The 13,146-nt window shown below is 39.8% G+C and carries 11 protein-coding genes; 3 read left to right on the top strand and 8 right to left on the bottom strand.

The annotated features are described in order from the left end of the window. Nucleotides 1-120: 120 nt before the first annotated feature. The 4 genes from rplT to thrS form a co-directional block, all read right to left on the bottom strand. A complete protein-coding gene (gene rplT, locus H5232_RS07485; RefSeq protein ID WP_008110477.1) occupies nucleotides 121-483 on the bottom strand; it encodes a 50S ribosomal protein L20 in 363 nt (120 codons plus the stop codon). Between the two features lie 15 nt (nucleotides 484-498). Then, the gene (gene rpmI / locus H5232_RS07480) at nucleotides 499-699 is read right to left on the bottom strand and encodes a 50S ribosomal protein L35 (RefSeq protein ID WP_004587840.1); all 201 of its coding nucleotides are present in this window, start codon (nucleotides 697-699) and stop codon (nucleotides 499-501) included. Nucleotides 700-907: 208 nt separating this feature from the next. Beyond that, nucleotides 908-1,471 carry a translation initiation factor IF-3 gene (infC, locus tag H5232_RS07475; protein ID WP_145233176.1) on the bottom strand — a complete coding sequence of 188 codons (564 nt, stop codon included), beginning with the start codon at nucleotides 1,469-1,471 and terminating at the stop codon, nucleotides 908-910. A 59-nt stretch (nucleotides 1,472-1,530) separates the two neighbouring features. Next, nucleotides 1,531-3,441 (bottom strand): threonine--tRNA ligase, encoded by a 1,911-nt coding sequence (gene thrS / locus H5232_RS07470; RefSeq protein WP_182830725.1) that lies wholly within the window; start codon nucleotides 3,439-3,441, stop codon nucleotides 1,531-1,533. 258 nt (nucleotides 3,442-3,699) lie between these two features. On the opposite strand from thrS, the gene H5232_RS07465 reads away from it, so the two are divergent. The 3 genes from H5232_RS07465 (at nucleotide 3,700) to H5232_RS07455 (ending at nucleotide 7,173) form a co-directional block, all read left to right on the top strand. Further along, on the top strand, nucleotides 3,700-4,713 hold the full coding sequence (locus H5232_RS07465) for an endonuclease/exonuclease/phosphatase family protein (protein WP_182739604.1): 1,014 nt from the start codon (nucleotides 3,700-3,702) through the stop codon (nucleotides 4,711-4,713). Between the two features lie 66 nt (nucleotides 4,714-4,779). After that, complete coding sequence (locus H5232_RS07460; RefSeq protein ID WP_145233170.1) at nucleotides 4,780-5,226, top strand: DUF3010 family protein; 447 nt, start codon at nucleotides 4,780-4,782, stop codon at nucleotides 5,224-5,226. Between the two features lie 201 nt (nucleotides 5,227-5,427). After that, entirely contained in the window at nucleotides 5,428-7,173 is a 1,746-nt protein-coding gene (locus H5232_RS07455) for an AMP-binding protein (protein ID WP_182739605.1), read from the top strand. An 82-nt stretch (nucleotides 7,174-7,255) separates the two neighbouring features. Here H5232_RS07455 and H5232_RS07450 read toward each other — a convergent pair whose 3' ends face one another. From H5232_RS07450 to H5232_RS07435, 4 genes are read right to left on the bottom strand one after another with little or no spacing between them, the layout of a single operon-like run. Continuing rightward, nucleotides 7,256-8,185 (bottom strand): alpha-E domain-containing protein, encoded by a 930-nt coding sequence (locus tag H5232_RS07450; RefSeq protein ID WP_145233168.1) that lies wholly within the window; start codon nucleotides 8,183-8,185, stop codon nucleotides 7,256-7,258. A 1-nt stretch (nucleotide 8,186) separates the two neighbouring features. Beyond that, nucleotides 8,187-9,641, bottom strand: a complete 1,455-nt coding sequence (locus H5232_RS07445; RefSeq protein WP_182739606.1) for a circularly permuted type 2 ATP-grasp protein — start codon at nucleotides 9,639-9,641, stop codon at nucleotides 8,187-8,189. Nucleotides 9,642-9,684: 43 nt separating this feature from the next. Then, the gene (locus H5232_RS07440) at nucleotides 9,685-10,563 is read right to left on the bottom strand and encodes a transglutaminase family protein (protein WP_145233166.1); all 879 of its coding nucleotides are present in this window, start codon (nucleotides 10,561-10,563) and stop codon (nucleotides 9,685-9,687) included. Continuing rightward, on the bottom strand, nucleotides 10,560-13,079 hold the full coding sequence (locus H5232_RS07435; protein WP_182717434.1) for a circularly permuted type 2 ATP-grasp protein: 2,520 nt from the start codon (nucleotides 13,077-13,079) through the stop codon (nucleotides 10,560-10,562). The genes H5232_RS07440 and H5232_RS07435 overlap by 4 nt, the downstream gene beginning before the upstream one ends. Between the last annotated feature and the right edge of the window lie 67 nt (nucleotides 13,080-13,146).

The raw sequence follows: 13,146 nt of genomic DNA, 5'->3' as shown, positions 1-13,146 counted from the left end.
GGATCAATACCGACTATCTCACTTTTCACGAGCCATACCGCAAATAACTGTTGGTGAAAGCTTTATTTTAGCCACAAAAAAAAGAGCAATAGGCTCCTTTTTAATACTTATTTTAAAAACTTAAGCTGCCGCTAGGCCTTCTTTAGCTTTTGCAACAAGCGCTGCGAATGCAACTTGGTCATAAACAGCGATATCTGCAAGGATCTTACGATCGATTTCTACAGATGTCTTTTTAAGACCATTGATAAAACGGCTGTAAGACAGACCATTTTGACGTGAAGCAGCATTGATACGTGCAATCCATAATTGACGGAAAGTACGTTTCTTCGCACGACGGTCACGGTAAGCGTATTGACCCGCTTTAGTAACAGCCTGGAAAGCTACGCGGTAAACACGTGAACGTGCTCCGTAGTAACCTTTTGCTTGTTTTAAAACTTTTTTGTGACGTGCACGTGCGACAACGCCGCGTTTAACTCTTGCCATTTCTAAAAACCCCTATTAAGCGAATGGTAACATACGTGAAACTAGACCATGGTCGTTCTTATGAACCATCATCTTAGGACGTAGGTGTAACTTACGCTTAGAAGTTTTCTTAGTCAGAATGTGACGAAGATGCGCTTGTTTACGCTTGAAACCGCCAGAAGCAGTCTTTTTGAAACGCTTAGCCGCGCCTCTGTGACTTTTTAGCTTATAAGCCATTGCAATAACTCCAAATGTATTGCTTTAAAATTAGTAAGCAGGCGTGAGATATATTGCTATAGCTCCACTTTTAGGCCTAACTTACTGCCATATTCCGGTGAAAACCCAACATAAATGCTGCAGTTTTACTTTATTACCGGTTAGCACAGGTGAATATTTGCATATTACTTGGTGACCTGAGCTAAATTCGCTGCGTATCTTAGCTTATTTATTGCTTTTTAGCAACAGGCGCCATCATCATAACCATTTGGCGACCTTCAACACGATTAGGGAAAGACTCAACAACTGCAAGCTCTTCCAAATCGCCTTTGATACGGTTTAGTAATTCTATACCAATTTCTTGGTGGGCCATTTCACGACCACGGAAGCGGATGGTAATCTTAGCTTTATCGCCACCTTCTAAGAACTTACGTAAGTTGCGAAGCTTAACCTGATAATCACCTTCATCCGTACCAGGACGGAATTTGATTTCTTTTATCTGGATTTGCTTTTGCTTCTTTTTCTGCTCTTTTAGTTCTTTGCTTTTTTCAAAGATGAACTTACCGTAGTCCATGATTCTACAAACAGGCGGCTCAGCATTTGGGCTAATCTCTACTAGATCAACACCAGCGGCATCAGCCATAGTTTGCGCGTCTTTTAATGACTGAATTCCAGCTTGCTCGCCTTCAATGTCAATTAAGCGAACTTCTTGAGCTGTAATTTCTTCGTTAATACGATTTTTTTGGGCTGTTTGTTGCCCTTTCTTGCCGCCTCTAATAGTACGTTCCTCCAAGAATATCAAATAATAAGCGTGTAGTTAGCAATTAAATATATGCCCTACACGCAGAGTTTTTATAGTCGATTTTTAATTTCTTCGCTAATTTTAGCGACAAATTCATCAACATTAAATTTGCCCAAGTCTTCACCTGTGCGGGTACGTACTGCTACTTCTTGTTGTTCAACTTCTTTATCACCAACAACAAGTAAATAGGGGATACGTTTTAATGTATGTTCACGGATTTTAAAGCCAATCTTCTCATTTCTCAAGTCAGCAGCGGCTCTAATTCCAAGTTTATTTAATTTTTGTACAATTTCCTGCACATAAGCAGCTTGTTTATCAGTGATATTCATAATCACTACTTGCTTTGGTGCAAGCCAAGTCGGGAATAAACCCGCGTACTCTTCTGTAAGAATACCGATAAAGCGCTCGATAGAGCCCAATATTGCACGGTGGATCATAACAGGTGTACGACGTTCGTTGTTTTCAGCAACATAAGTTGCCCCTAAACGCCCTGGTAATGCAAAATCTAGTTGCACTGTACCACACTGCCACGCTCTGTCTAAGCAATCGTACAAAGTAAATTCAATTTTTGGACCGTAGAAAGCACCTTCACCCGGTAAATAATCAAATTCGATGTTATTTGCTTTCAGTGCATCAGCTAATGCAAGCTCTGCTTTGTCCCACATATGATCTTCGCCAATACGCTGTTCAGGGCGTGTTGACAGCTTCACCACAATTTTTTCAAAGCCGAATGTTTCGTACGTATCGTAAACCATTTGGATACACGCTGATACTTCGTCCATGATTTGCTCTTCAGTACAGAAGATATGGGCATCATCCTGAGTAAAGCCACGTACGCGCATTAGACCATGAAGTGCGCCTGACGGCTCGTTACGATGACAACAACCAAATTCAGCCATACGCAGTGGAAGATCACGGTACGATTTTAAACCTTGATTAAAGATCTGTACGTGACCTGGGCAGTTCATTGGTTTGATTGCGTATTCACGCTTTTCAGATTCAGTGGTAAACATTGCTTCTGAATACTTTTCCCAGTGACCTGATTTTTCCCATAAAGAACGATCCATCATCATTGGACCTTTTACTTCTTCGTACTGGTACTCGCGTAACTTTTCACGCACAAACTCTTCAAGTTCACGGTAAATGCTCCACCCATCGTTGTGCCAAAACACCATGCCTGGCGCTTCTTCTTGCCAATGCCATAAATCAAGTGCTTTACCAATACGACGGTGATCACGTTTTTCGGCTTCTTCTAAACGTTGTAAGTAGGCTTTAAGTTGCTTTTTATCGCCCCATGCAGTGCCATAAATACGCTGCAACATTTTATTATCTGAATCGCCACGCCAGTAAGCACCGGCTACTTTCATTATTTTGAAATGTTGGCAAAAACGCATGTTCGGTACATGTGGACCACGACACATATCGATGTATTCTTCGTGGTGATATAATCCTGGACGGTCATCTTTAGCAATGTTTTCGTCAAGGATTTGAATTTTGTACATTTCGCCGCGCGCTGCAAATGCATCACGGGCTTCTTGCCAGCTTACGGTTTTCTTAACCACGTCGTAGTTTGTTTTAGCAAGTTGCAACATGCGCTTTTCAATAGCTTCTAAGTCATCTTGACTTAATGAATGTTCCATATCGATATCATAGTAAAAACCATTATCAATCGTTGGACCAATTGCCATTTTTACATCAGGAAACAGTTGCTTAACTGCATGACCAATCAAGTGAGCACATGAGTGACGAATTATTTCTAAGCCGTCATCATCTTTTGCGGTGATGATTTCAAGGCGAGAATCGTCAGAAATTAAATCACAGGCATCAACACGAGTGCCATTAACACGACCAGCGATAGTGGCTTTTGCTAAGCCTGGGCCGATATCATTGGCTACATCAAGTGTACTTACAGGGTTTTCAAAACTACGCTGACTGCCGTCAGGAAGAGTAATAACTGGCATTATAAGTCCTTACTACAGTGGTGACGCCTACAATGCATCACATGTATTTATTAAATTAAAATGAATAACTCGACAACGCTTTTACGAATAAGCATTGTTAATTTTAACCGTATTTGGTTAATGTATTTGTTGAGTCTTAGCAAACACAAGCAGTTATTGTCGCGTTTGGAGCCACTAAATACAAGTATTTAGCCAGACAAATTGACAAATAACCCTCGCATTTCATACTTAATTTAATTTCAGCTGTTGGATAACCTAATGACGACGTCTAATCGTATCCGTTTTGCCACTTTAAATTTACTTAATTTTACGGCGCCACCTTATTCTTTTTATCAATTACATGAACGTTACAACGCAACGCAATGGCGGCAAAAACAGCACTTTATCACTGACTTCCTACAGCAAAGTCAAGCAATGGTTGTTGCTTTCCAAGAGGTGTTTAGCCCCAAAGAATTGGCAATTTTGTGTAAAGAGCAAGGCTATGACTATTTTGCTACTGTTGCCAGTCCACGCAGTGATCATCTCTATCCACAGGTATTATTTAACCCTGTGGTGGCGATTGCCGCGAAAATCCCTTTTCAAGCATGCCACGAACTCACCCCTTGCCCAGAACTACTTGAGTACTTAAATAATCAAAATGAATTTAAATTTAATCGCACACCTATTAAATGCAGTTTTGATGTACCTGAATTTGGTGATTTAACCTGCTACGTGGTGCACTTTAAATCACAACGGGTGCATTCAATGGCGCATATTTTAAACATTCATAATCAAGACGATCCCTTATTAAATCTATTACAACAAACCGTTGGCATGATGCAATCGCAAATATCACGCTCACTGGAAGCTTCGATTGTTTATTATGATGCACTAAAAACCCAGCGTGAAAAAAACTGTGCAACATTAGTAATGGGGGATTTTAACGACAATATTGACAGCCCTGCGCTGTCATTCATGACCCAAGGATTTCACCCTACTCGTTGCGAGCCCTGTTTAGAGCTTGAACAACCCATTGTAGGATTAACTGATTCGTTTGAATTAAGCAGTGAATCGGCAAATGGTAAAGTAAAACCAGCAACACATTACTATCAAGGTCGTGGCAATGTGCTTGATTATATTTTGACCTCAGGACACTTTAATACTGATTGTGCATTATCGCGGATAAAATCGTTGCACTATCTAAGCTTTGATAAACACTTAAATCCAAACCAAATTGATGAAGATATCTGCGTAAGCGACCACAGCGGCATTGGGATTGAAATCGGTTTTTAAAATGCACTGTTTTTAAGGCGTTTAATTGATATAATGCTGCCCAAATTAGTTATTTAGAGAATGACAATGAGAACATGCGGTGTAGAAATTACCGGTAGTGACGTACTACTGTGTATTTTAACAAAAGATAACGATGTATTTGATATACGAGATATTCGCCAAACTCGCTTTACCTTAGGTAATGGTAATGACACTGAAGTAATGCGTAAATTCCAATTTGATTTTGCGAAACTTATGCAGGACTATCAAATTGACTCAGTTGCTATTCGTCAACGTGCGCCTAAAGGTAAATTTGCCGGTAGTGCGAACGGTTTCAAAATGGAAACTGCAATTCAATTGATCCCTGAGCTGAGTGTTTATTTATTCAGCACAACCGAGATCAAAGAGCAATTAAAACGTAATCCTATTCCTATTGATTTCGCTGAAACGGGGCTTAAAAAGTACCAAGAAAATGCGTTTGTAAATGCATATGTACATTTAATGAAAAAAACCTACCGCAGCGAAGAACTTTAATTTTCAATTAAAGTTCAATTTATAATCAGATACTACGCTAGTGTGTACTGCAATGTTTTTGTTGTAGCTACAGCTAGCGTTTTTTATTGCCTAATATTTATCATTTTTATTACTACATTGGTCGTATAGCGCTTTCATTTGTCGACAATCTGTGTTTTTCTAACTAAGTAGACTCTCACAACATTGACACGGAGACCGTACATGCAAATAAGTAACAATAATACAACTGCAACCGATGCGAATAAAACAGTCAAAGATGCAGCAGGCTTAGAGCATAGCTACTATAAAGGAGCACAAAGCCCAGCATTGATCAATAAAACCATAGGTGATTACTTCGACTCCATTGTCGACAATAACCCAGACCACCCTGCAATAGTACTGCATCATCAAAACATTCGTTTAAGCTATAAAGAATATCAGCAGCAGATCAACCAGCTGGCAATGGGGTTACTGGCTTTAGGTGTAAAACCAGGTGATCGTGTTGGTATCTGGTCACCAAACAACCTTGAGTGGTGCTTAACCCAATTTGCGACCGCCAAAATTGGCGCAATCATGGTCTGTATTAACCCAGCGTATCGTCCAAACGAACTACAATTTGCACTAAATTCAGTCGAGTGTTCAACTCTTATAACCGCTTCAAGTTTCAAAGCCAGTAATTACCTAGGCATGCTTAATGAATTACTGCCCGAACTTGCCGCTGCAAAAGCTGGGCAACTGCAGGCAAAAAACCTCCCCTATTTAAAAAATATTATTCGCATTGGTGATGAGCCTGCCGCTGGCATGTTTAGTTTTAGTCAAGTTATGACAATGCCAACTGCCTCCCACCGCGTTGAACTCAACGCCATTGGTGCAACTTTGCAACCAGATCAAGACATCAACATTCAATTTACCTCCGGCACAACAGGCAATCCCAAAGGCGCTACGCTCTCCCATAAAAACATTTTAAATAATGGTTTTCTTATGGCTAATGCAATGCGCTTAACTGCAGATGATAAGCTGTGTATTCCAGTGCCGTTATATCACTGTTTTGGAATGGTATTAGGTAATTTAGTATGTATAAGTAAAGGAGCTACGGCAGTATTTCCGGGAGATTCTTTTGATCCAACAATCACGCTTGAGGTGGTTGAAAAAGAACGCTGTACTGCACTGCATGGCGTACCGACTATGTTTATTGCTGAACTGGAACTAAAAGATTTTGCTCGTTTTGACTTATCCAGTTTACGTACGGGTATCATGGCAGGCTCGACGTGTCCTGAGCAAGTAATGCGTAAAGTACAATCGCTGATGCATATGAATGAAGTTGTTATCGGTTACGGTCAAACGGAATGTAGTCCCATTAATAATGCCACGGAGATTGACTCATCCATTGAAAAACAAGTTACTACCGTCGGCCGCGCGCTGGCGCATACAGAAGTAAAAATTATTGACGAAGTGGGTAATATACAAAAAATAGGGCTTGCTGGCGAAGTATGCAGCCGTGGTGCGGGTATTATGCGTTGCTATTGGAATGATGAAGAAAAAACCGCCGCAACTATCGATAAAGAAGGCTGGCTACACTCTGGTGATTTAGGTGTAATGGATGCGGAAGGTTTTGTTGCAATAGTGGGCAGAATTAAAGATATGATCATTCGTGGTGGCGAAAATATCTACCCGCGCGAAATTGAAGAAGTACTTTACACTTACCCTGGCGTGCAAGATGCTGCTATTTTTGGCATCAGTGACGACAAGTACGGCGAAGAAGTATGTGCTTGGGTGCAGCCTAAAGATGATGCCGTGTTAACAGAGCAAGAAATTCGCAGCTTCTTAAAAGATAAATTAGCTTATTTTAAAATACCAAAACACATTCAATTTGTTGAAAGTTACCCTATGACGGTTACCGGAAAACTGCAAAAATTTAAAATGCGCGAACAAATGCAAGCACAATTAAAAGACAACGCGTTTTCATAATTAGCCAAAGCTCACGTTAGTTAATAACGCCCAATGTAATTTAAAACCTTGGGCGTATTATAAGATTAATAGCTTAACAGACCTATTCTGGCGGTTTTAAAAAATACGTTTGCGCTAATGCATTATGAATGCCCGCTAATTCAATTTGAATTTGATCCATATAATTGTGTAAGTGGCCATTTTTAAGCGCTCTTACATCTTCAGCTTTCAATTGTTTTACCACTGCATCTATTAAATTTATAATCTCTGTAGAATTTGGCAAAGGTGAAATCAGCGTTTTCAGCTCTATTAAGCAAAACAAAATTGACCGTGGAAATACTTCACTGTGCATCACGAATTCTAATACATCAGCACGTTGCACCCGTACGCTCATCTCTTGTCGATACATTTGATAAGCACTAAGCGAGCGCAATAAGCTGATCCACTGAATATTTTCATAAGGTTTTGCTTCATCGCTGGTGATCAACGTCTCTGAACGAATGTCTAATATTCGTGACGTCATATCAGCACGTTCTATTAACGACCCAAAGCGGATAAACGTAAAACCATGATCATGGTTAATAGTCGCATCTAAAGCACCAAATATTTGATGGGCTGATTCGATGATTTTCTTTAGATAAGCAAATCGGCCACGCTTAGCAAGCCCTTCTTTTTGATTATCTTTTACATAGTAATAAAGGGAGTTAATTTCTTCCCATACATCGCGAGGCATTACGTCTCGGATCGTCCGAGCGCTCTCTCTTGCATAGATAATAGAATTTAAAATAGACGAGCCATTATCACTACCTACAAGTAAATAACGCAGCGCTTTTTGCTCTGTGTAATCAGCGTGTTTATCTTCATACGCCTGACGCGCGCCAATAATATCTATTAATGGCTCCCAGCCTGTACATACGCCTTTAGGTAAATCCAACATCAGCATGTTGTTGACATTAATTAACCGTGCAACATTTTCTGCACGTTCAACGTAACGAGCTACCCAATATAAAGTTTCACCTACTCTTGATAACATATTATTTAGCCTCTTCGTCAACAATCCAGGTATCTTTACTACCACCTCCTTGAGATGAATTTACCACTAATGAACCTTTCACCATCGCAACACGAGTAAGGCCACCAGTAGTGATCTGTGTGTCTTTACCTGACGATAATATAAACGGTCTCAAGTCAACGTGACGTCCATCAGGCTCTGTCCCGTCAAGGGTGGGAACCGTAGACAAATCAAGAGTTGGTTGCGCTACCCAATTCCGTGGATCGGCTTTTATTTGTGCAATGGTTGCTTGTTGCTCTTTTTTAGTCGATTTAGGACCAATCAATAAACCATAGCCACCCGACTCGTTTGCAGGTTTGACAACTAGTTTATCGATATTTTTAATAACATAATCACATTCTTTAGGATCTAAACACTTATAGGTTGGCACATTTTCTATCTTGGGTTCTTCATCCAAGTAATATTTTATGATGTCAGGTACATAGGCATAAACCACCTTATCATCCGCAACCCCTGCACCGGGTGCATTGACTAACGCCACATTACCTTTCGACCATGCTCGCATTAAACCGGGTACACCTAATTGTGATTCAGGTAAAAAAGCGTCGGGATCTAAGAATAAATCGTCGATGCGTCGATAAATTACATCAACGCGTTGCAAGCCTGTAATTGTGCGCATATAGACACAGTCGTCTTTTTCGACTACTAAATCACGCCCCTCTACTAATTCACAGCCCATCTCTTGAGCAAGGTAACAATGTTCAAAATAGGCGGAGTTAAATACACCGGGTGTTAATACCACTACTTCAGGCTTATCGTCTGGACGAGGTGACATTGCTGCCAACATATCAAACAGTTGTGAAGGATAATCATCAACTGGTAAAATCGACACTTGTTCGAATAACTCAGGGAAAACACGTTTCATCACAGAGCGGTTCTCAAGCATATAAGACACCCCAGACGGCACCCGTAAGTTATCTTCGAGTACAAACATAGTGCCATTTCCATCGCGCACTAAATCGGAGCCGCAGATATGCGCCCATATATTATTTGGCGGAGTAATTCCAACACATTGAGAGCGAAAGTTAACTGATTTTTCGAGTAAGCCTTTTGGAAAAATACCGTCTTTTATTATTTTTTGATCATGGTATAAATCATTTATAAACAGATTCAACGCTTCAACACGCTGTTTTAAACCTACCTCAATAGTTTGCCATTCTTTTTTACCAATAGTGCGCGGAATAATGTCAAACGGCCACGCTCTATCGATCATATTGCCTTCATTATAAACTGTAAACGTAATGCCCATTTCTTTTATGGCAAGATCTGCAACAGCTCTGGCTTTAACTAATTCTTCTTTTGATAAGCTAGAAAAAAACTGTGCTAACTGTTTACCGTGCGTTCGAATATTTCCTTGTGCGTCTATTAATTCATCAAAAAAGCCATTTGTTTGATATGCTTTCCAGTCAATTTTCATACATCCTTCCGCCTTATCCATTATTAATATTGAGTTGTTTTAATCACTCCAATCGAATCATATCAACCGCTACATCAAGCAATTGTGTACCGCCACCAAAAACCACGCCTTTCAAAGGAGTGACATCAGAAAAATCACGGCCAACAGCAAGTGTTATATGCTGCTCATTAGGCATAACATTATTTGTTGGATCAAAGTCTACCCAACCAAACCTTGGCACAAACACAGAAAACCATGCATGGGTCGCATCTGCACCTGCTAACTTTTCTTCCCCCTCGGGAGGCATTGTTTCTATATACCCGCTAACATAACGTGCTGCTAAACCAATACTGCGTAAGCACGCTATCGCAAAATGTGCAAAATCTTGGCAAACGCCCCTTTTTTGTGCAAAAACAACACTCAAAGGCGTACTAATCGTAGTAAAACCGGGATCATACTGAAACTCATGAAAAATCCGTGCCATGAGATCTTTACAGCCGCAAATCAAGCTAATATCAGCTAAAAACGACGTTAAAGCGTATTCCTTTATACCCTGTACAAAAGGAGTATATTGAGATGGCAAAATAAACTCCGATGTTTTTAACAGCTGATATGTATTTGGCTTTGCGACGATATCGCGAGCCTCTTGCCAAGGCATATCAGTGTCGACGAGGTTAATATTTGCACTTAATAAAAGTTCCACTTCACTGGTCATAGTCACTTTCAGTTTTTTATGCTGAGTGGCTATTTCAAACGCGGTCACTTTATTATCAAAATAATCCGTAAATTCTTGTAGATAATTTGCCGGCGGCTCAATATCTATGCGACTACTGTGGCATATCTGGGCACGATTTGTTTTTGGTGTTAACCGTGCTTGGTTTTGACACAAGCTAACAAAATCGGCATAACTGTAAGTTGTGGAATGCTTTATTTTATATTTCACGATTGAGCTTGCTCAATATTAGTCCAATTCAATTTATTCGCCGTTTGTGTATGAGAAAAATACTGCAATAATAATACATCACAAAAGGTATTTAAGTTCAGGCGAATATTATGGTTAAACTCGATTAACTGTTTACGAACTCCAGCGTCCGTCCTTTGCAGGTAGTCTTTTTCTGTGACATAGCAACTCGTTTTAGAAAGTAAAATTGCTTTTTCATGTGCTGCTATCACTCCCTGTCTGCGTTTAGTCGGTAAATGCTTGCATAACTGGTTTATTTGCTCTAACTGAAAAAGTAATGAGCGAGGGTATTCTGCATCCAGTAATAATAGCTCAAGCCCAGTACCTATACTTTGATACATTCTATAGCGACGTTTATGGGTCACTAAGCTAACTTGACTACTCAAAACCGCTTCGAGTAAACCAAGCTCTTCAGCTTGCTCGAGTTCTTGCGTTAATAAAGCCCCTGTTAATGAGGTGATTTGTAAGCTGCGCTCAATCCTGCGACCCATCTCAAGTAAAAACCAGCCATTGCTGTTTGGCATACAATCCACTAACGAGCCATTAAAGGCCATGATCAAACCAATCACTTTATCTAAAATACTTTGCATCGCACGTGATGAAATATTGATATTGATATGCTTTAGCACTTTAACTTGCTCATTGATTTCATCAATAATACGACGACTATCATGAGACAATAATTCTTGGATCTGTACTGATGCATTCGCTAAATAATGTAACGTATTTATTATGCTACCCGCGCGTAGCTCATCAGCGAGTAAAGCAAACGCTGTTTGCTTAGACACTGCGCTATCAAATTCTTCAAGCTTGATTGCTTGCTCTACATAAGGGTAGACAATATGCTGAGCGCTGATAGCAGCCAACAAACGAGCAACAGTACTGCGGCGTATTAAATCTGGATAAATAGCCAACTCAGTGTAACGATCAATAAAGATACGTAATATTCTTATGGTATTTTCACAGCGCTCTAAATAACGACCGAGCCAAAATAAATGTTCTGCAGTACGACTTGATATAACCCCTTCAAGTAAGCTTACATCCATTCTTTTTTTAATTGGTGTTGGTACACTTTGCTCAGTTAAATCAATATCTTTACTGGTATTTATCCAAGTATCTTTGAGCCAACCAGCGCCCTTAGCGTTAGCACTATTTTGATAAGAGAAACACAGTGCCGATGGCAGCACTTCGATGCCATTTTCTGTGGTTAATACATAACACCTAAATACCACAGGTTTTGCAATTAACTTACCGTCATCCCAAAATGGTGCGCTACTAAATGCGGGTTTATCTTGAAAATAATAATCGCTAGGTTGCTTAGTTATAAGTTGTTTAATTTTATCCGCGTCTAAATGGCCATCAAGTGTTAGTTTAGGATCTTTATAACTACCAAACACTAACTGTGACCAATCCGATGATTTAACATCTTCAATGCTGTGGTACTTAGGGCAATCTAGTAATAATGGTTGTTGTAAAAGTTGCTCTGATAGCTGGGCTAAATTACATTGTATTGCCGGTGATGAGAGTACCCCGCTTCCAAAAGGATTTAATACTTTTACTGAGCCCTCACGTACAGCTTGTAATAAGCCTGGAATACCATGTAACGAGTATTGTGTTTGTTCAAGTGAATCGATACTTTGATCTGGGATCCAACGTAAAATCACATTGATTTTCCCCAACCCTTGTAATGACTTTAAACACACTTCGCCATTACGCACTGTTAAGTCAGCGCTTTGCACTAAAGTATAGCCAAAGTAAGTAGATAGAAACGCATGCTCATTATAATTTGGATCATCGATCCCTTGAGTTAAAATAACAATACGAGGATCATCCATATAATGAATAAACTCGTTAATGCCTTCTTGAAACAAATTTAAAAACTCTTTAATTTGTTGCACGTTGCATTCAGCAAACTCTTCAGCCATAACGCGCCTAGCTATAATGCGGTTTTTAAGCAATAGCCCTAGACCTAACGGACATTGGCAATGATCAGCTAAGACTTTAAATTCACCCGATGGTGCGCGATACACATCAACCGCTGTAAAAAAAAGTTTTAGCTCATCACTTGGTAAGCTAAATCCTTCACGTAAGTAATGACTATCTTGGTACAGCTGCTGCGGTGATATTTGCCCACTCAAAAGTAGCTTTTGCTCAGAATAAACATCTTGTTGGATCTTATTAAGTAATAAAGTTCGCTGTTTTATGCCTTGCTCTAACGTATTCCAATCTGCTCGAGAAAACATAAAAGGCAGTGGATCGAAGTGCCACTGTTGATTACTCTCACTTTTAATATTGCCATTTTGCAAAAGTTGCGTAATTTCAATGGCACGACTACTTACATCTTCAGCGGTTAAACTTGCTAAACGATTAAATAAAGTATCCCAATGCTCAGGGTTTAAGCCACTGTGATCCGCCAATTCATCATGACCGTGGCGTTTATCAAGGTATAAAGACAACCAATTAGGCAGCTCTGGCATCGTATTATTATTAATGTACAAGCTAAAAGCGCTCCGCTATAGAAAGTAAATTATCATTCTAGTTCAATTTGTTGGTAATTGTATTAAC

The organism is Pseudoalteromonas sp. SG41-5 (genome assembly GCF_014164495.1).
GTDB classification, from domain to species: Bacteria; Pseudomonadota; Gammaproteobacteria; order Enterobacterales; family Alteromonadaceae; genus Pseudoalteromonas; species Pseudoalteromonas rhizosphaerae.
Note: the sequence above shows the minus strand (reverse complement) of the source record. Positions and strands in the feature narration are given on the sequence as shown.

Excerpts from the sequence above, each read along its gene's own strand:
- thrS (WP_182830725.1), bottom strand. The coding sequence starts at position 3,441 with ATGCCAGTTATTACTCTTCCTGACGGCAGTCAGCGTAGTTTTGAAAAC.
- H5232_RS07465 (WP_182739604.1), top strand. The coding sequence starts at position 3,700 with ATGACGACGTCTAATCGTATCCGTTTTGCCACTTTAAATTTACTTAAT.
- H5232_RS07455 (WP_182739605.1), top strand. The coding sequence starts at position 5,428 with ATGCAAATAAGTAACAATAATACAACTGCAACCGATGCGAATAAAACA.
- H5232_RS07460 (WP_145233170.1), top strand. The coding sequence starts at position 4,780 with ATGAGAACATGCGGTGTAGAAATTACCGGTAGTGACGTACTACTGTGT.
- rplT (WP_008110477.1), bottom strand. The coding sequence starts at position 483 with ATGGCAAGAGTTAAACGCGGCGTTGTCGCACGTGCACGTCACAAAAAA.
- H5232_RS07445 (WP_182739606.1), bottom strand. The coding sequence starts at position 9,641 with ATGAAAATTGACTGGAAAGCATATCAAACAAATGGCTTTTTTGATGAA.
- rpmI (WP_004587840.1), bottom strand. The coding sequence starts at position 699 with ATGGCTTATAAGCTAAAAAGTCACAGAGGCGCGGCTAAGCGTTTCAAA.
- H5232_RS07450 (WP_145233168.1), bottom strand. The coding sequence starts at position 8,185 with ATGTTATCAAGAGTAGGTGAAACTTTATATTGGGTAGCTCGTTACGTT.